General features: G+C 39.2%; 13 protein-coding genes. 7 read left to right on the top strand and 6 right to left on the bottom strand.

Translation table 11 applies throughout. The annotated features are described in order from the left end of the window. Window positions 1-16: 16 nt before the first annotated feature. The 3 genes from znuA (at window position 17) to lpxM (ending at window position 3,401) form a co-directional block, all read left to right on the top strand. Window positions 17-958, top strand: a complete 942-nt coding sequence (gene znuA / locus FD729_RS02685; RefSeq protein ID WP_159931743.1) for a zinc ABC transporter substrate-binding protein ZnuA — start codon at window positions 17-19, stop codon at window positions 956-958. 13 nt (window positions 959-971) lie between these two features. Continuing rightward, entirely contained in the window at window positions 972-2,306 is a 1,335-nt protein-coding gene (gene mepM, locus FD729_RS02690) for a murein DD-endopeptidase MepM (RefSeq protein ID WP_159931744.1), read from the top strand. Window positions 2,307-2,429: 123 nt separating this feature from the next. After that, window positions 2,430-3,401: a lauroyl-Kdo(2)-lipid IV(A) myristoyltransferase gene (gene lpxM / locus FD729_RS02695; protein WP_159931745.1), complete on the top strand. Its 972-nt coding sequence runs from the start codon at window positions 2,430-2,432 to the stop codon at window positions 3,399-3,401. 293 nt (window positions 3,402-3,694) lie between these two features. Here the strand turns inward: lpxM and pyk are convergent, their stop codons facing one another. After that, window positions 3,695-5,137 carry a pyruvate kinase gene (gene pyk, locus FD729_RS02700; protein WP_159931746.1) on the bottom strand — a complete coding sequence of 481 codons (1,443 nt, stop codon included), beginning with the start codon at window positions 5,135-5,137 and terminating at the stop codon, window positions 3,695-3,697. A gap of 852 nt (window positions 5,138-5,989) precedes the next feature. Here pyk and zwf point away from each other — a divergent pair. Next, window positions 5,990-7,471 (top strand): glucose-6-phosphate dehydrogenase, encoded by a 1,482-nt coding sequence (zwf, locus tag FD729_RS02705; RefSeq protein WP_159931747.1) that lies wholly within the window; start codon window positions 5,990-5,992, stop codon window positions 7,469-7,471. Window positions 7,472-8,314: 843 nt separating this feature from the next. Here zwf and FD729_RS02710 read toward each other — a convergent pair. Continuing rightward, window positions 8,315-8,545, bottom strand: a complete 231-nt coding sequence (locus FD729_RS02710; protein ID WP_159931748.1) for a DNA polymerase III subunit theta — start codon at window positions 8,543-8,545, stop codon at window positions 8,315-8,317. Window positions 8,546-11,595: 3,050 nt separating this feature from the next. On the opposite strand from FD729_RS02710, the gene proQ reads away from it, so the two are divergent. The 3 genes from proQ to htpX all read left to right on the top strand — a co-directional run bounded on the left by proQ (window position 11,596) and on the right by htpX (window position 13,931). After that, complete coding sequence (gene proQ / locus FD729_RS02715; RefSeq protein WP_159931749.1) at window positions 11,596-12,240, top strand: RNA chaperone ProQ; 645 nt, start codon at window positions 11,596-11,598, stop codon at window positions 12,238-12,240. Between the two features lie 250 nt (window positions 12,241-12,490). Beyond that, complete coding sequence (locus tag FD729_RS05285; protein WP_236421733.1) at window positions 12,491-12,808, top strand: hypothetical protein; 318 nt, start codon at window positions 12,491-12,493, stop codon at window positions 12,806-12,808. Window positions 12,809-13,028: 220 nt separating this feature from the next. Then, entirely contained in the window at window positions 13,029-13,931 is a 903-nt protein-coding gene (gene htpX, locus FD729_RS02725) for a protease HtpX (RefSeq protein WP_159931750.1), read from the top strand. Between the two features lie 756 nt (window positions 13,932-14,687). Here htpX and FD729_RS02730 read toward each other — a convergent pair. From FD729_RS02730 to pabB, 4 genes are all read right to left on the bottom strand, one after another. Continuing rightward, window positions 14,688-15,533 (bottom strand): PTS mannose transporter subunit IID, encoded by an 846-nt coding sequence (locus tag FD729_RS02730; RefSeq protein WP_159931751.1) that lies wholly within the window; start codon window positions 15,531-15,533, stop codon window positions 14,688-14,690. Window positions 15,534-15,548: 15 nt separating this feature from the next. Continuing rightward, window positions 15,549-16,361, bottom strand: coding sequence for a PTS mannose/fructose/sorbose transporter subunit IIC (locus tag FD729_RS02735; protein WP_159931752.1), 813 nt, complete (start codon window positions 16,359-16,361; stop codon window positions 15,549-15,551). A gap of 69 nt (window positions 16,362-16,430) precedes the next feature. Then, the gene (gene manX / locus FD729_RS02740) at window positions 16,431-17,378 is read right to left on the bottom strand and encodes a PTS mannose transporter subunit IIAB (RefSeq protein WP_159931753.1); all 948 of its coding nucleotides are present in this window, start codon (window positions 17,376-17,378) and stop codon (window positions 16,431-16,433) included. 716 nt (window positions 17,379-18,094) lie between these two features. Continuing rightward, a complete protein-coding gene (gene pabB, locus FD729_RS02745) occupies window positions 18,095-19,453 on the bottom strand; it encodes an aminodeoxychorismate synthase component 1 (RefSeq protein ID WP_159931754.1) in 1,359 nt (452 codons plus the stop codon). Window positions 19,454-19,463 lie beyond the last annotated feature (10 nt).

Consider the following 19,463-nt stretch of genomic DNA (forward strand, 5'->3'; position numbering starts at 1 on the left):
GATGGAATGATGTATTATGTTACTTCTTAAAAAGAGCACAATTTTTACCTCTGCTATATTAGCCATATTGATCTCTCTTCCTGCACAGGCAAATGTTGTCGCCTCGATTAAACCTTTAGGGTTTATCGCTGCCGCCATCGCCGATGGTATCATGCCCGTGGAAATATTACTGCCGGACGGTGCTTCTGAGCATAATTACTCACTACGTCCGTCCGATTTAAAAAAGATTAAAAATGCAACGTTAGTAATCTGGATAGGTCCAAAAATGGAAAATTTTATGGCAAAGTCAATTACCGGATTACACGATAAAAAAAATATAGAAATTGCTAACATGCAAGAAGTTAAACCCTTGCTACTTAAGGAGAACAATCTTCATAATGATGAAGCACTAGTCCCAGAAAACGCTACAATAAACGACAGCCATCAGTATTATCATGGCAATTTCAATATGCATCTATGGTTATCGCCGATAATAGGTAGGCTAGTGGCGATTGAAATTCATGAAAAATTATTAGAACTTATGCCTGAAAGAAAAAATAAACTTGACGCTAATTTACAATACTTTGAAAGTAAACTAGCAAATACCAATGAAAGTATTAATACACAGTTCAAGTCGCTCCGTAACAAAGGATATTTTGTTTTCCATGATGCTTATACCTATTTCGAAAAATATTACGGCCTCTCGCCCAGAGGGCACTTTACCATAAACCCTGAAATTCAGCCGGGCGTACAGCGTCTACATCAAATACGAACACAGTTGGTTGAGCAAAAAGCCGTATGCGTTTTTGCTGAGCCACAATTCAGGCCAGCCGTCATCAACGTAGTTACCCACGGAATGCAAATACGTAAAGGTACATTGGATCCGTTAGGTACGAATATAAGTCTTAGTCCTGACAGCTACGTAAATTTCCTTTCGCAGCTGTCAGGACAATATGCAAGCTGCCTGAATGGAGAATGAGGAATAAGTAAAATTGCAGCAGATAGCACACCCTGTTACCTTTATATTTAATAAGTTGCCCCTACATCAACGTGTTATGTTGGGATCTTTAACTATTATTACTCTAGCCGTTGCCGTCTGGAGTCCTTACGCCTACCGTTGCATAAAAGATATAATCCCAATTGTGCAACACATTAATTTAAATAAGAATCATCTGTCTACTTTACCACCAAATGCCAAAGCGCCGATTCATCAAGTTACTTCTAAAATAAAAGAAAAGTTACCAATAGGTAATATTAGAAAAGATCTTCCTGACGTCACTGCTAAGAGCGAATACACCATCTCTTCAGGAGATACACTCATCGGTGTGCTAAATCAGTACGGTATTGATATGGAAAACATTAACGCATTAACCAACAGGGATAAGATGCTACGTCATTTGAAGGTTGGACAGAAATTAAGTTGGACCATAGCTAATGATGGTACACTGCAATTACTGACTTGGAAGATGAACCAACGTGAAACACGTACATATCAGTGCAGTCACAATGGCTCCTTTACCATGCAATCCAGCAAGATACAAAAAGGTGAATGGCAGAAAAGAGTCATTAAAGGCGAAGTGCACGGCAGCTTCGCTGCCAGCGCGCAGCGCGCAGGCATTATCAGTAGTGAAATCAGCGCTGTAATGAAAGTACTACAGTGGCAAATGGATTTTCGTAAGCTAAAAACCGGAGATAATTTCAGTATTCTGATATCTAGTAAAATACTTAATGGAAAGAGTACACAGAGCAAGATACTTGGGGTACGGTTACGTTCAGGTGGTAAAGATTATTACGCATTCCGTACAAAAGATGGTAAATTCTACGATCGCAACGGTTCAGGTCTCGCACATGGATTTATGCGTTTTCCGACAGTCAAGCAATATAGAGTTTCCTCTCATTTTAATCCGAGACGTCTCAATCCCATAACCGGACGTATTGCACCACATAAAGGTGTTGACTTCGCACTTCCTGTTGGGACGTCAGTGATGACAGTAAGTGACGGCGAAGTAGTAGCAGCAAAAAACGGCGGAGCCTCGGGCAATTATATTGCTATTCGTCACGGGCAACGATATATGACGCGCTATATGCATTTAAAAAAAGTTCTGGTAAAACCTGGTCAGAAAGTGAAACATGGCGACCGTATTGCGCTATCAGGTAATACTGGACGATCCACCGGACCACATCTACACTTTGAAGTATGGATAAATAACCGGGCAGTGAATCCGCTAACGGCGAAATTACCGCGTATAGAAGGTTTGACTGGTAAAGCGCGCCGTAATTACCTAAATCAGGTGAAAAGCTACTTACCACCGCTAAATTTTAGATAACTCTATCGCGATTCAAGGTAGAAATACGACACGTTATACATTGTTTTTTTCTCCTTTTTGCTTCATGAATTGTAAATTCACCTTTCGCCACTATCATTAACAAATCCTTGATTGAGGCGAGCTATGGAAACTCTAAAAAAAAACAATATTGAATTTATCCCTATTTTTAAACTTTCTTTTCTAAAACCCAGATACTGGGTTAGCTGGATGGTAATAGGAGCACTGGTAAGTATGGCGATATTGCCGGTTAAAATAAGAGATCCTATGCTTAGTATTTTAGGGAAAATAGGGAGGAAACTAGCTAAGGGTGCCTATCGACGTGCACTTATCAATCTTTACTACTGTCTCCCCGAAGAGAGTGAAGACGAGCGCAGCGCTATTGCAGAGCGCATGTTTTCCACTGCACTGCAGGCGATTGTAATGATGGCTGAACTTGGCATACGTGATCCGATACGTATTAGTCAACGCGTCGAATGGTTTGGGCGTGAAATTATTGATCAGATGCAGAATGAAAAACAAAATGTCATTTTCCTTGTACCGCATAGCTGGGCTGTAGATATTCCAGCAATGTTGCTTGCCTCAGAAGGCCAGATGATGGCAGCAATGTTCCATAACCAGAGCAATCCGTTGCTCGATTACGTTTGGAATAGCGTACGCCTTCGCTTTGGTGGACGTATGCATGCCCGTAATGATGGTATAAAGCACTTTATCAGCTCCGTACGTCAAGGTTACTGGGGTTACTACTTGCCTGATCAGGATCATGGTGCCAAATATAGTGAGTTTGTCGATTTCTTCGCTACCTATAAAGCTACGCTACCTGTCGTAGGTCGTCTAATGAAGGTATGTAGTGCACGTATTGTGCCTTTATTTCCAGTTTATAATAGCAAGGTGCATAAATTAGAAGTCTATGTACGTCCTCCTATGGAGGACTTACTTAACGCCGACGACAAAACCTTGGCACGGCGTATGAATGAAGAAGTAGAGATCTTTGTGCGTCCTTATCCTGAACAATACAGCTGGATCTTAAAATTACTTAAAACGCGCAAAGAAGGTGATATAGAACCTTACAAACGTCAAGAACTCTATCCCAAATAGTATAAGAGAAGAGCTATAGATTCAGGTTGTGATGTTATTGGCAAACAAAGCACTGAAGAATCAATCTAATTATCATGTTTTTCACTACATTAAATACGTACACACGAAGTGAAAATAATTTCATTAGTGCTAGATAGTCAGTGTTTTAATTTATGCTATTTCATAGGGATAGAAGAGTGTCGAGACTACTCCCCAAATGCACTATTTTTTAATAGTGTCATAGTAGTAGTCTCTATCAAAAGTAAAACGCGATTAACAAATTTGTAAAAATTACATTAAAATCTAATACTAATTTAGTATACACGCAGTGCCCGGCTAGTGTTAGTAGTACCAGTCGCTCCCATGATATCTCCTTGAGTCACAATAACCAAATCGCCAGACATCAAAAAGCCTTTGTCGCAAAGCAAATTGATTGCATCGTACGCGGCGGCAACACCATCTTTATTACTATTGAAGAACACCGGTGTTACACCACGATAAAGAGCAGTTAGGTTTAGCGTGCGCTCATGACGTGACATAGCAAATATTGGGAGACCAGAAGTAATACGTGAGGTTATCAGCGCAGTACGCCCTGACTCAGTCATAGTTATAATAGCGGTAACTCCTTGTAAATGGTTTGCCGCATACATCGCCGACATGGAAATTACTTCTTCAATATTATCAGAAGTCACTTCTAGACGATGTTTAGAGACGTTGGCGCTAGGGATCTTTTCTGCACCCAGACAAACTTTTGCCATTGCAGAAACGGTTTCAGCAGGATATTGGCCCGCTGCAGTTTCTGCTGACAGCATCACTGCATCAGTGCCATCTAGCACGGCGTTGGCTACATCCATTACTTCGGCGCGCGTTGGCATAGGATTAGTGATCATTGACTCCATCATTTGCGTAGCGGTGATAATAGTGCGATTTAACTGACGTGCTCGACGGATCAGTGCCTTCTGTATTCCAACTAGCTCAGGGTGACCAATTTCAACACCTAAATCACCGCGCGCCACCATTACTACTTCGGACGCAAGGATGATATTATCCATAGCTTCCTGCGTCGCTACGGCTTCGGCGCGTTCCACTTTTGCAACTAATTTAGCTTCACAACCTGCTTTAAGCGCCAGGGAACGCGCATAGTCCATATCTTCACCGCTACGCGGAAAAGAAACAGCTAAATAATCAACGCCAATCTTCGCAGCCGTAATGATATCTGCTTTATCTTTTTCTGTCAGCGCTTCTGCAGACAGGCCGCCACCAAGCTTATTAATACCTTTATTATTGGAAAGTGGTCCTCCAACAGTAACTTCAGTCAATACCCTTACGTCCTGTACTTCCAACACTCTCAGCTGCACCCGACCATCGTCAAGCAGTAAAATATCATTTGGCACGACATCTTCTGATAAGCCTTTATAATCGATGCTGACTTTCTCTTTATCACCTGCTTCTTTATTCAGGTTAGAGTCAAGTAAAAAGCGATCCCCAACATTAAGGAAAATTTTACCATCTCTAAAAGTTGAAATACGAATTTTTGGTCCCTGCAGATCACCTAAAATAGCAACGTGTCGGCCTAATTTTTCGGCGATTTCACGAACTTTCTGTGCACGTCGCTGATGATCCTCTAGAGTACCATGAGAGAAGTTGAGTCGTACCACGTTCGCACCTGCGACAATAATTTTTTCCAAATTATTGTCGCAGTCAGTAGCAGGGCCGAGGGTTGTAACGATCTTGGTTCTTCTGAGACGTCTTGACATATAGGACTCCGTTGGAAAATTTTTTTCCTAAAATGTGCAGATCGCTACTATTCTAAATGAAGAATTGCCTGTGTCACGACACATATTGTACATATAATGCTAATTTACGTCATATTGTGTGCCCGCGTCTATTATTTTAAAAAATAACTCTTACAACACTTCTTTCTATCCATTTTAGGTTTTCCAGAAATTCGCACTTTAACAGACGTTAAATGCACTAATGTGGGAACAGCTTTATTTTCTGTGAAACAAATAAAGTATAATTATAATAAGGCAATCTTATCAATTATCACATGCGAACTAGGCAATTATTTTTGCATTGAAACCTTTTACAATTTTTTGTCACTGAACGAAAATATTCTCACTAACTCATTATCGCCTTATGACATATCAGAGTGCACTACTCCCCTAGTAAGTAGACTGTAGGTAGATGCAAAGTGCATAAATCCTTAAAAAAACAAAATAATATGAAATTATATGGCATGTTATATGCTAAAAGCCAAGGCTGTAACCCTTGAAAAAACTGTGAATGCTTAGCGTAAAATGAATATTTATTCACTGGTCGTACGCATACACAGACCGACCCTAAACAATAATTTAATAAAAAAGATTTTGATCATAATTTGATCGGACTTAGCGTAGAATTACGCTGATATCGAAGATATGTAGAACAGGATAAATTCACATGCAGTAACAAAACATTAGTACTCTTTACAGAATTAACTATGCAGACTAACGCATATAGTTTATCTGACTTTTCTAAGTAAGAATATTGTACTACAAGAGAAACATAATAAGCATTAAGTGGATGAGGCTGCTTACAAATAGGATGGTCCTAAATCAGGAGAAGAAATGGTGATGACCCAAACAGCCCAGGCATGTGATTTGGTAATATTCGGCGCCAAAGGCGATCTTGCACGTCGGAAACTATTACCTTCACTGTATCAGTTAGAAAAAGCAGGACATATCCACGAGGACACTCGTATTATCGGTGTGGGACGTGCTGACTGGGACAAAGTAACCTACAGAAGAGTAGTCCGTGAATCTTTGGGCAAATTTATGGCAAAGAAGATTGACGAAGAGCTGTGGGATCAACTGAGCAAACGTCTTGACTTCTGTAACCTAGACATTAACGATATTGCTCATTTTCAAAAATTGAGCAAGATGCTTAACCTGAAAAAACGTACTACTATAAACTACTTAGCAATGCCGCCGAACACTTTTGGATCAATCTGTAAAGGTCTCGGTGCTGCTAAGATGAATACCAAACCGGCGCGTGTAGTAATGGAAAAGCCTCTTGGCAACTCGCTGAAAACCTCCAGAGAAATTAACGACGCTGTCGGTGAATTTTTCGAAGAAAATCAAGTATTCCGTATTGACCACTATCTTGGCAAAGAAACTGTGTTGAATTTGCTAGCGCTGCGTTTTGCTAACTCTATTTTTGTCAACAACTGGGATAACCGTACTATCGATCATGTACAGATCACTGTTGCAGAAGAGGTTGGGATTGAAGGCCGCTGGGGCTACTTTGATCAAGCTGGTCAGATGCGTGACATGATCCAGAATCATCTATTACAAATTCTTACTATGATTGCTATGTCGCCACCTTCTGATCTCAGCGCAGACGCTATTCGCGACGAAAAAGTGAAAGTACTAAAATCACTTCGCCGAATCGACGAGACCAACGTGCGTGACAAAACTGTACGAGGACAGTATACTTCTGGATTTGTGCGTGGCAAAAAAGTACCGGGCTATCTGGAAGAAGAAGGATCGAATAAATTAAGCTCCACTGAAACATTAGTTGCTATTCGTGTTGATATTGATAACTGGCGCTGGGCTGGTGTACCGTTCTATCTTCGTACTGGGAAGAGGTTACCAACTAAATGCTCTGAAGTTGTAGTATATTTTAAAAATCCAGAGATGAACCTGTTTAAGGACTCTTACTCTAATCTACCACAAAATAAGCTCACTATTCGCTTACAGCCGGATGAAGGAGTGGATATTGAGATTCTTAACAAAGTACCAGGACTTGACCATAAGCATAAACTACAGACTACCAAGTTAGATTTGAGCTACTCTGAGACCTTTAATCAATCACACTTGGCCGATGCCTATGAACGGCTGCTACTGGAAATCATGCGTGGCATCCAGGCACTTTTTGTACGACGCGATGAGGTAGAAGCGGCATGGACTTATATAGATTCTATTATCGAAGCCTGGAAAACTGACGGAGATTATTCCAAACCTTATCCGGCAGGTACTTGGGGACCAATCGCATCCGTAGAGATGCTTACACGAGACGGTCGTTCATGGAACGAATGCGAAAAGAACTGAAATTAGCTCTCAATGTGTTCTCTTTTTCTATACCGTTAAACAGTATCTTTTTAACGATGTGCTATTGCCATATCACTGTATAAAGTTATTTATCACCTACCGACAATTTCTTAAAAAAGTTAATTAAATATATCTAATTATCAGGGGTACTTTCTGTAGAATTTATACAAACAACTACCTTAATCTTAGCGCAATAAGGGTACTGTTCTTAGAAAGATTTAGATATTATTAGACTAATTGTGTCTTGTAAGTGGTAGAGGGACTTCTGTTTTTTTTGCTAAAAGCAACGTCGGTATTGAAAACAGGAAAATCATCATCATTACTGAGCACAGTATTCACTAATCAGGCTACTTTTCTATGTGTGTTACACGGATTTTGCATATATTCTGTATTATAATAAGCATTATTTTATATCTATTTTATTTATGTATATTTCATATACAGTACATTAACATTAATAAAACAGAACTAGAATATTGCTAGTTCTGTTTTATTAATGTTAATGTAGATTAATAGCATCGTATGTCGTAGGTAGTCATCTTAAAACGTTAAATAAATTTGAAGATCTAAAATCTGGGTGTACCTCCAGTTTTAGATTATGACTTAACACTTGATGACTGTATGTGATGTAATGACAGTACTTACTCTAAACGGTATTATAGTATAATCTTATTAAGCTGTGTATCTTTGAAAGATACACCAAAAATGTCATAATAGCAGAATTAAAAAAACTAATTAATAATCGTCTTATTACCTTTTGGAACTTGAATTTGCCCACACGATCACTTTGATAAAGTTAATACAAAATACCGTCATCGCATAATAATCTACACGTAGCATACTTTACTTCTTTTTGGATTTATAAGGTAAGCGCGAAAAATTCCGAGATGTTTGACGGTAGTACATTAGACGCTGGCAAAACCAATCACGGAGTTCGGTAGGCTGCTCGTTTTTAACCATCTCTGCCATAACTGACATTGCATAGCGTTCTTTAAACGCTACCCCCGCTGCGGCCAATTCAACTTTGATTTTATCTTTTTCTTCCTGAGGAAGCAGTGCTAAGTTTTTACTCATACAAATCTCCTGAAATTAGGGAAGATTATTCATTCCTATGATTATCTGAATTAAAGACAAATAATAGTATTATTAATACTTACAGATTTAAATCATTGGCGTACATGTTCTCACATTTGCATCGTTGCTATGGTTACAAGAAAAGAGATATTACCAGAAGTTATGGTGCACTACTATCGTGCTAAAACTAATCAGTTAAGATTGTACGTACTGGCGTATATGCTCATCTGGAATTTTTATAAAAGGCTAATAAATCAATTCCTACTTACTGGCGTTTTGTTTGCGCCTAGCGGAAAGTCATCTCAAATTATTTATTCTTATAATTCCTTTTCACTAATTAACTGATTATATTATTTTTTAGTGAAAAAATAATTCTCTGTAAATAGGATTATTATTTTCTATAGCTAGGTGCTAGAATAGCATATTATTAATCTTAGCAATTTTGAAATCGGCAAAACATAGAACAGACAGGCGTGTAGTTGTGATGAGTATAGATAGAAGCAGTCTATTATTTTCGTAGGACCAGATGATAAGTCTGTAGCAATTGCCTGGTGTATTTTACGTTGTATGAAATCACCACCTAACACTTCATTAGGACTACATAATCTGGCTCTTATAGAAGAGCTCCTCACCTTATTGACCGTTTACTGGAATTTTTTTAAAAAATAATCTAGATTTAGATGATAAAGTAAAATCACATACATTAATGCCAACTTTAGCATACGGCTCTCAAAGAGCCATTTCCTTGGACCGAATACAGGACTCGTGTTCGGTCTTTTTTTTAAATTGTGTTTTAAATTTTCTAAGCCTAATTTATTGAAAATAAATTCTTCTGATAAAAAATATATTATATAATCGTGGTGTATAGGAAATAAAAATTCGTCACGCTAAGTAGTCCTTACATAAAACATAAATCCTCTGTTCATTTAATTTACATTTTTATTTCTTATAGCAAGTAGAAATAGTGATTCACAGAAAAACTGGAAAACTACTCTGATTAAAATTAAAGTAAAGCGCTACATCCATCCGTCCATATCATCAATCAAAAAGTAATTTCCTTATTTGGTTTTGTTTGGTCGTACCGGCACTACCGGCACTACCAGCAATACAGCTGGAGCCTTACGTTGGTACTACACCATATCTACCCGGCTTATGGCAAGCTCGTTGTTTTTTATTCTGCAAATAAGGTGTGTAATTATAATATAATGTACGGCATAGGCGTAGAATTCTACTATATATTTTACTAGATAAAAACACGAGAAAATATCTAAGTGTTAAAACTGCATCTAACAACATGAATTTACATCCTCTTTTCTCATTACACTATATCCTTAAAGTATATACCTCTTAATTTATTAAACATTTGATTCCTTTACGAAAGAGATAGACATGAAGAATTTTTTAAATATGTGCTGAATACTTATTTAGAGAATTTAGAGAAGTGGGCTATAGAACGAAGGTTCTATTCTTTAGTGACAACCATTAGATAATAATTTACCTAACAGGGAGGAGGCCTATCAACCTAATTATTTTTCAATAAGCTGCTTAGTAGTTTAGTAAATAAAAATTTTATTCTCTCTAGAGTATTCTCTATTGTACTCGCTGACCAGCTTCTACTAATGAAGCTTTTGCATTGTTATTCGTGCCCACATTTATTAGAGTTTTTACAACCCTATACTGTAAAAAAGATTCGTGTACGAATATTGGATTCGCGAAAAGGCATAAACCTAGAACTAAATTGCCTCTGGTAGAAAAAACCAGACTGACAGCATCAATTAAAGCATAGAGATGTAAGGCAATAACTATTTTGGATTAAGGTTTTTATCGAACTATGTAGAAAAGGAAGCAACTTGAGTTATCTGCTCTAATGTTAGTGAATAATGTTCATCATTTATTAAATCATGCTGTATTACTTGACTTCATCTCTTAACAATAATATTTGCATTTATAAAACGAATGCTGAAGTCATATTTTGAATTATCAAAAAAGTACCTATGTTTCCGGATAGTGTGGTTATCTGATGGTAGTATGAGGATACTGTACCTTAGGCAACAACAACACCATATTTGATATTAAACAAGGAGGCAAATGAGTATGATTTCATATATATTACATATACAGTCAGGGAAAAAGTGTCTCTAATGTCGGATAACGCTGACAACGTGCGTAATATAATAGTTAACTCATAAAGTAAATTTTCTGAGAATGACAGTAGCTTTTAACTAGATAAGTGTAATTGTGATCAGTATGCAGTCATCACCTCATGGCGTAAAACTTTATTAAACTCTTGGTGGTCTCCTCATAGGGCCTTTGTTAGATACATGAAAATTAATGTTATAGTCACAACGAGATGATCTTGATCTACCATATGGTTTTAAAAATATTTGGTGCTAATTTTAATAGATAGATGGTTAAATTATACTGTCAATATTATTATTTAAATAATGAACAAGACTTCCCTTGTGTGTTGCTTTGAATCTTGATATAGCAGCCTTCCTTAGAGGAGAAACATTATTATTTGCCGAGCTGATAGGCAATTTCAGTGTGCTATTATATGAATGCTTCAATAGTGTTAATTGGGAGCATAGTTCTTACCTGATAACTACAGATAAAACGCTGGCATGAGAACCGTTTTAATAAGACAAAACTCTTGTGTCTTTATTCTAGTATATAAAGGGGTTTACGGCACGATGCCATGAAAAACAATACGGAAGAAGAAACAAAAGAGTGCATATATTCCCTGAGCACATTGATTACAAGTGCACTAGTAACAACGAAATCTTTATTTCTTAGACACTAAACAGCGCGGCAATCGGTATATACTAAGAATAATCAACAGAACAGTGTTTAACGCTTCTACAGAAGAATAAAGCTGAGCTATTGGAAATGATTGATAACTTTACGACATACTATGAACAGAGAAAATTAAGAATTTCTATAGATGGGGCGCATCTAATAAATTGAATTACATGCTGATTATAGATATTGTCATCATAATGTTGCCTGCTTATTCTTGCTATTTGGCAATCCCGTTGTAATCAGGAAATTTCATGGAAAATCAACCTAAGTTGAAAAGCAGTAAAGAAGTGATCGCATTTCTAGCGGAATATTTTCCAAATTGTTTTAGCGTAGAAGGTGAAGCACGTCCGCTTAAAATTGGCATATTTCAGGATTTAATAGAACGTGTAGCAGGTAAAATAGGTGTGAGCCGAACGCAATTACGTTCCGCTCTACGTCTATATACTTCTAGTTGGCGTTATCTCTACAGTATTAAAATAGGTGCGGTGCGCGTCGATCTCGACGGTAACGCTTGCTGCACGTTAGAGGAACAACATGTGCATCATGCACGTCAGCAATTGAAAGAAGCGAAAGCGCGTGCTCAGGCTTATCGAGCGCAGCAGAAAGTCTCTAAAAAAAGAGAATTAGGTTCAGATAAAGATGAACTGTATCATCGGAATAGGTATGTCAAGTGTAATAAGGCACAGCCTCAAGTGGGAGAAACTTCCTTACATCCAGCGGTACAACTAAAATCCATTACCAATACTGCGACTTTGAAACCTGGCCAAAAGATTAAAGTTAAAGCAGGTAAAAATGCTATAGATGCTACCGTTCTTGAAGTTTCAAAAGATGGTATTCGGGTTCAGCTAATTTCTGGCATGGCAATGATTGTACGTGCAAAACATTTACAGTTTTAAAATGATAAATGCTGAACATTATTTTGAGCATTTTGCTAAAAGTCAGTATTATTTCAGGCCTATTATTATCAGATCCTTCCTTAGGCACGGAGAACATTATTACTAGTGTCGATAAGATATCCAAGATTTATGAAGATACAAAAAATTTTATCGTCAGCGACTGTGTAACCTACAGATTAACTCAATTTCACTATCTTAGGTTTAATCTAGATCAATCTTTTCAGCTAAAATTTTAGATCGCTATTTGAAAATGTTTAACCGTCACTATAACGTATTAGTCGCATCGGATATAGCACAGTTCGCCGATAAAAAAACAATGCTAGGAGACACACTACATAGTGGTAAACTAAGCGTTTTTTATGATCTTTATAATCTGGCGCAAAAACGTCGTTTTAAGAGTTATAAGTATGCACTTGAGATACTGAGTCACCCAATGCATTTTACCGATAACGATACTCTTGATATAGATCGTACTAAAGAACCTTGGCCAAAGAATCAGGATGAGCTGAACACTCTGAGGAATGCAAAGATAAAGTGTGATGAGCTTATCTTAAAGCTAATTAGTTAAAGATAATAAAGATATCCGTAATATGCTTATCAAACGCTACTGATCTGGTGCAATTGGTTAAAATATAGAGCACGTCTGCTCTACCATTATTAGATGAGAAAATACAGAGTATAAAAGCACCTCTATACCGTGCGTTTTATTGATTGAATGATGGTGTAATGACCCTAGGATATATATCATACGTAGTCAGTCCATGAATAACTGAGGATGATAAATTTTTATGATGCGTATTGCTCTTTTACTGTTGACCAACTTAGCTGTAATGTTAGTCTTTGGGGTAATTCTTAGCCTCACGGGAATTCAGTCAAGCAGTGTTCAGAATTTGATGATTATGGCAGGATTGTTTGGTTTTGGCGGGGCATTTATTTCATTACTACTATCAAAGTGGATAGCATTACGTTCGGTCGATGGTGAGGTTATTAAACAACCCCGTGATGAAACGGAGTGTTGGCTAATGAATACTATAGGCAATCAGGCGCAGCAGGCAGGCATAGCAATGCCTCAGGTAGCTATCTACCACGCACCAGATATCAATGCCTTTGCGACCGGTGCACGCCGTGACTCTTCATTGGTAGCAGTTTCTACTGGTCTGCTTCAGCATATGAGTCGTGACGAAGCTGAAGCGGTACTGGCGCACGAAATTTCACATATTAATAATGGCGACATGGTTACTATGACATTAGTGCAAGGTATCATGAATACATTTGTGATTTTTATATCTCGTATTATCGCGCACGTAGCATCAGGATTTTTTTCTGGTAGCCGTGATGATGAAGAAAGTAGTAATAGTAATACACTAGTTTATTTTACTGTGTCTACAGTGTTGGAGTTGGTGTTTGGTGTTCTGGCCAGTATCATAACCATGTGGTTTTCACGTCATCGTGAGTTCCACGCTGATGCAGGTTCGGCTAGGATAGTGGGACGTGAGAAGATGATTGCTGCCCTGCAGCGATTAAAAACTAGCTATGAACCTCAAGAACCGAGTAGCATGATAGCCTTCTGTATCAATGGAAAAGGGCTCAACTCATTGAGCGAAATATTTATGTCACATCCCCCTCTCGATAAACGTATTGAGGCATTACGTAGTGGCAAGTACGTACATAAGCAATGCAATCAGCGTTAAAGCATTGCGTATACAAAATTAATTGAGATTATATGTTCTGCACCTGCGAACATAGCTCAAGTGTTTTGTGAACAGATCAAAAGCAGTGCAGTCCTCGCCCATCAGCGCTGATCTTTTGTTGTGCCTCAAGCTAGTTCTTATCCAGCTTCATCATGCATCTTAACCGAAGTAAAACATTACGGCAACATGGTGTTTAAAACTTGAGACATTAAAAAATCTGTTCGCATGTGTAAATGCATTACAACATATATTTTTTATAAATATGTGCTTGTAATATAAACAGAGTGTAGTGAAGGTTTCACAGTATAAAATTGAGTCAGCTGCGTATTATTGGAAGTAACCGATACTGCTATGACTTGTTTATTAAAAGTGCATAAAGACAGTCCTAAAAATGACCATTACTATAAGCTTATGGTTACTACAAGCTTATGGATTGCATATAAAGAATAGTGTTTACAGATTTTATGGGTTGCAATCAACTTGCATGAGTTAAATTCGCAAAAAGGAAGAGCTCTCAGTACCCTACATCTAGTTATAAAAGTCAGCAACGCGTCCGGGATAATTCTAGCAGGGTGACGGTCTTGTCTTGTATGGTGATCTACGTGTGAATATCCTCCCCGGGTGCGGGTGACTGCGTCTTTTTACGATGTGGCAGCTCACTACTTTATGAAGCGGAAAATTAGTAATAGAAGCATAACAAATAATACCGAATAAAGAGTGATATCCATCTAACAGGACTCTCGCGCAGTTGGGAAACTACAAACCGAGTAGGCCTATCCAATAACCGAAGATACTAATCACAAAAAATCCGGCAATAATCAACAACGAGTTCACCTTACGACGCAGTAGCCACATACATCCTAAGGTAAGCAGCAGTGGCACAACACCTGGCATCAGTTGATCGAGGATGGATTGTATTGTAGTGACATTGATTTTCCCAGTTTGGTCGGCGACGCGTGATACCACCACAGGAATATTGATGTGCGTCCACTTATTAACCAATGCACCCATCACAAATAATCCGAGAATTGAAGCGCCCTCTGTCAGTTTTTGCAAAAAACCGCCACTCATATCACTGACGATATTAATCCCCTTACGATAGCCATAAGTTAAACCGTAGTAGCGGGTGAGCAGACGCACCAGGTTAAATAAAATAAAGAATAATAGAGGGCCTAGCAGGCTACCTCTCATGGCAATTCCTGCGCCCAGAGCAGCAAAAACTGGACGAACTGTTCCCCAGAAAATCGGGTCGCCGACACCAGCTAATGGTCCCATCAGGCCTACTTTAATGCTGTTAATAGCACTATCATCAATCTTGGCACCGTTTGCACACTGTTCCTCCATCGCCATCGTTACACCTAGTATCGGTGCGGCTGCATAAGGCTGTGTATTAAAGAACTCTAGGTGGCGTTTAATTGCCTGTTTTCGAGCCTCGTTATTTTCCGGGTAGAGACGGCGTATTACAGGCACTATTGAAAAACAGAAACCCAGCGCCTGCATACGTTCAAAATTCCAAGAACCTTGGAAAAGGTTAGACCGTAAAAATACGCTACGCATGTCATGAGAATTAAGTTTTTTATGTATTGTTGTTTTATTAACCATGTTGTCATCCACTCCTTAGTCGAGCTCATCATCACGATCTTTATTTTCTGGGAGAGCTGTACGAGCTTCAGTTGTACAAGCTATACGGTTATATTTCGGCGATAATTGTATATAGAGCACCCCCATCACCACACCGATCACGCCTAACGCAACCAGGTTAAAGTTAGTGAATGCTGTGATGACGAATCCAAGATAGAAAAAAGGCATTAAGTAACTCGCGCGCATCATGTTAATGACCATTGCATAACCAACTACGACAATTATACCACCAGCAATATTCAGGCCACTAGTAACCACTTTAGGAATAGTGCTAAGCAGTAAGTGAACTTTGCTGGTACCGACGGAAAGCGCCACAATAAGTGCTGGAATGGTGATACGCATTGCCTGTAATACTAGTGCAGAGATATGGATCCAAGAAATCGCCGTCAGATTTCCTTTTTCCGCCGCCTTATCAGCAGCATGCTGAAAAGCCACAGTAATAGTACGCACGATAATAGTTAGTACTTGGCCTGCAGCAGCCAGTGGAATCGCCAAAGCGATACCAGCGCCGATGCTCTGCTTCCCAGCAATGACTAAAATAGTAGAAATAATTGAAGCGAGCGCCGCATCAGGAGCCACGGCAGCGCCTATGTTCATCCAGCCCAACGCGATCATTTCTAGTGTGCCGCCAATGATAATACCGGTTTCCATATCCCCTAGTACTGTACCAATAAGAGTGCACGCTACCAATGGACGGTGAAACTGAAATTCATCTAAAATCGAACCCATACCTGAAAGACAAGCTAAAAAGAATATTAGAATGAGTTGTAACGAGGTTATTTCTAACATATCCTTTCCTTTCTCCCTACTATCTAATAAGCGAGCGTTAAATAGTTCACAGACGTAGCTAGTGATGTTTCACGAGTTGACCTTTGCAATCAATTTTATGATGTCTAATTTTGGGTCATTAGAAACTTTCCGTACTTCTAGTTCTATATTAAGTTCGTTAAGCTTATGGAACGCGGCAATATCTTTTGCATCGACCGATATAGCATTATTTACTTGTATTTTGCCTTGGCAAAATGCCATACCTCCGATATTGACCGACTTTATTTCTACGCCCTGTTCAACGATACGCAGTACGTCAGTCGGATTTGTAAATAGCAGCATCACTCGGTCCTGGGAATACTTAGGGTTATTCCAGACTCGTACCATCTTGTCGATGTCTACCACATGCGCACTGACCCCGGGGGGGGCGACCTGACTTAACAGAGTTTTGCGCACCTGATCTTTGGCTACTTCATCGCTCACCACGATAATGCGTGAAACATTGGTCTCTCTGGTCCAACGCGTTGCTACTTGGCCATGAATCAGTCGGTCGTCGATACGGACCAGTACGATTTTCATATGCTCGTCCGGTGTTAATTGTGTTGAAAGCAACGGCTGGACTGGAGCCGTCGTGTCAGTAAACTGTTTTTTTTGTGTTTTAATACCTTCACGTCCAGTTTCAACAGCGATGGAGACTAACTTATCAAAGGTAGGATCATCATCGCGTGCCATTAGCGTTTCCAGTAGCATAGGGATATTCACTCCAGATATAACATCATGATTTTCTTTGCCTACAACAATATGACTGGCTGCGTTAAAGGGGCTTCCTCCCCAAGTATCGACTAAAAAGAGTATGCCTTTTAATATATCCAACTTCTTTATCTGTGTTTGATATTTTTTAATAAGTGTTTCAGTATTTTCCCCTGGTACAAAGTCAACCCATTCAATATTTTTTTGCTTGCCTAACAACATTTCTGCTGTTTTAAACAATTGCTCGGCTGCCAATCCGTGCATAGCAATTACTATAGCAATAGTCACTTGCTACCCTCCGTTCTAAAGAGATTCGTCTGAAACATACGAATTCTTCTTCTGATTTTTTGCCTAGGTTATTTTCTGACAAGCTCGGTTAAATAACGAAAATAATTACATCAAGCTTTTGATTTGATAAATTCATCATAAGATGGAGTTATTTTAGTGCGAGAAAAAATAATTTATGTGACAATCATCAGTAATCGAAAGGTTAAGGATAGTAGAATGTCATTTTTAATGAGATGTTAAAATCTACTTATTTGTGATTTTTTGGTGAAACATATTAACTATTATATTATAGTTACCGACAGTTCTAGGATAAAACTATTTAATTTTTTGTCAGTGTGTTGTTGTATAGTACTCTATGATGGATTTTTTCTTTGATTTCTCTCCCCTTTAACTACAACTAAATCAGTTTATTAACTCTTATTGTTATGATGCACTCGTGCTTGGTATCTCTAACTCGTCTACTTATTTACCACATATAATATTACGTATAACAACATTTTAATCACCAAGGGGTGCCTTATCAACCTTCTAAAGTGCTGGGGGGGGGACAATCTACTTTGCAGACATATATGCTCTGATGCTTATACAAATAGCGCATTAGCAATAAAGTAAGGCTTGCTTCAAGATAACAGATAGCAGCCATATTGACCTGGTGGTTGTCCGCCTGCTTGTAGAATCAAAACAAGCAATAGAGACTTTGTTTATGTTGAGTATTCTTATTTGATATACCTAGATAGTATAGGTAGAATCCGACTAACTTTGTGCAGCGTTTCTTGATATTCGGCCGTTAGCTCACTGTCCGCAACCAAACCGCCTCCTGCTGCACAAAAGAGCTTCTGTTGTTCAGCTATCAAAGTTCGGATGGCGATACTAGTATCCATACGACCGCATAGACTGAGATAACCAATACTGCCACACCATGCATTACGGCAATGCGGCTCTAGTTCTTCTATAATTTCCATTGCGCGAATCTTTGGTGCACCAGTAATGGAACCTCCAGGAAAACAGGCACGCAATAGATCACTAGCATGTAACGATTTTAGCAAGCGAGCACGTATCGTACTAACCAAATGATATACTGCCGGAAATGATTCCACTACAAATAACTCTGGCACACTTACCGAGCTTGGCACAGCGACTCTTCCTATATCATTGCGCATTAAGTCCACAATCATCAAATTCTCTGCGCGATCTTTCTCCGAAATCTCTAGCGATAGCGCCGCAATCCGATCAGCCTTTGCATCGTCAGAGCGTGGGCGGGTTCCTTTAATCGGTCGGGTTTCAATTTTATCTCCTTTGAGAGACACAAAGCGTTCCGGTGAGAAGCTCAGAATAGCGCTTTTTGGTAAACGCAAAAAAGCACTAAATGGCGCGCGATTCGTCACATTAAGACGACAAAACGCCTGCCACTCATCGCCTTGATAGGGCGCTTGAAACCGCTGGGATAGATTAACTTGATAACAATCGCCTGCCTGGATATAGCCTTGTACCTTCTGAAAGCGCTGTGCATAGTCACCGTAGCTTAAGTTTGATTGCCAGTCTCCGGTCAGAGAGAAGGGTATAACATCGCGCTGATTCCACTGAGAAAGCCATCGGAACCGCGCCTCTGTATCACCTAGCGATACTAACGTTAGACGGTGTAAGTGGTGGTCAGCAATCAGTGCCCAGTCATAGATGCCGATCGCCATGTCTGGTGTTTGTAAGTCATCTACAGCGAGCTGTGGTAGCGTTTCAAAGCGGCGACCCAAATCGTAGCCGAAAAGACCAAGTGCACCACCCTGAAAAGGTAGAGATTCCCGGCTAGATGGGTGTATGTCGAGTGCATCGCACTGCTGCTGTACGAGAAGCAATGGATCCTCTGATGAATGAATCACTAGGCCTTTCGCCTGAAGGGTCGTAATTGCGCCTTCAGTTAATAGAGTGGTGCATGGATCGGCGGTAAGAATATCGAATGTGTTATCAGCGTGATCGGCATTACCGGAGGTGAGCAGCATTGCCCAAGGCAAATGCGAAATTGGGCCAAAGTAATTAATAAGTGCATTCTGCGTATAGTGTAGACTGAGTGTTGAGATCATTAATCCAGCA

It is taken from the genome of Pantoea sp. Nvir (genome assembly GCF_009829915.1).
Taxonomy (GTDB): domain Bacteria; phylum Pseudomonadota; class Gammaproteobacteria; order Enterobacterales; family Enterobacteriaceae; genus Pantoea.

Bases quoted from the DNA above. Each gene is read 5' to 3' on its own strand.
- znuA (WP_159931743.1), top strand. From the start codon at position 17: ATGTTACTTCTTAAAAAGAGCACAATTTTTACCTCTGCTATATTAGCC.
- pyk (WP_159931746.1), bottom strand. From the start codon at position 5,137: ATGTCAAGACGTCTCAGAAGAACCAAGATCGTTACAACCCTCGGCCCT.
- lpxM (WP_159931745.1), top strand. From the start codon at position 2,430: ATGGAAACTCTAAAAAAAAACAATATTGAATTTATCCCTATTTTTAAA.
- proQ (WP_159931749.1), top strand. From the start codon at position 11,596: ATGGAAAATCAACCTAAGTTGAAAAGCAGTAAAGAAGTGATCGCATTT.
- pabB (WP_159931754.1), bottom strand. From the start codon at position 19,453: ATGATCTCAACACTCAGTCTACACTATACGCAGAATGCACTTATTAAT.
- FD729_RS05285 (WP_236421733.1), top strand. From the start codon at position 12,491: ATGTTTAACCGTCACTATAACGTATTAGTCGCATCGGATATAGCACAG.
- htpX (WP_159931750.1), top strand. From the start codon at position 13,029: ATGATGCGTATTGCTCTTTTACTGTTGACCAACTTAGCTGTAATGTTA.
- zwf (WP_159931747.1), top strand. From the start codon at position 5,990: ATGGTGATGACCCAAACAGCCCAGGCATGTGATTTGGTAATATTCGGC.
- FD729_RS02735 (WP_159931752.1), bottom strand. From the start codon at position 16,361: ATGTTAGAAATAACCTCGTTACAACTCATTCTAATATTCTTTTTAGCT.
- FD729_RS02730 (WP_159931751.1), bottom strand. From the start codon at position 15,533: ATGGTTAATAAAACAACAATACATAAAAAACTTAATTCTCATGACATG.
- FD729_RS02710 (WP_159931748.1), bottom strand. From the start codon at position 8,545: ATGAGTAAAAACTTAGCACTGCTTCCTCAGGAAGAAAAAGATAAAATC.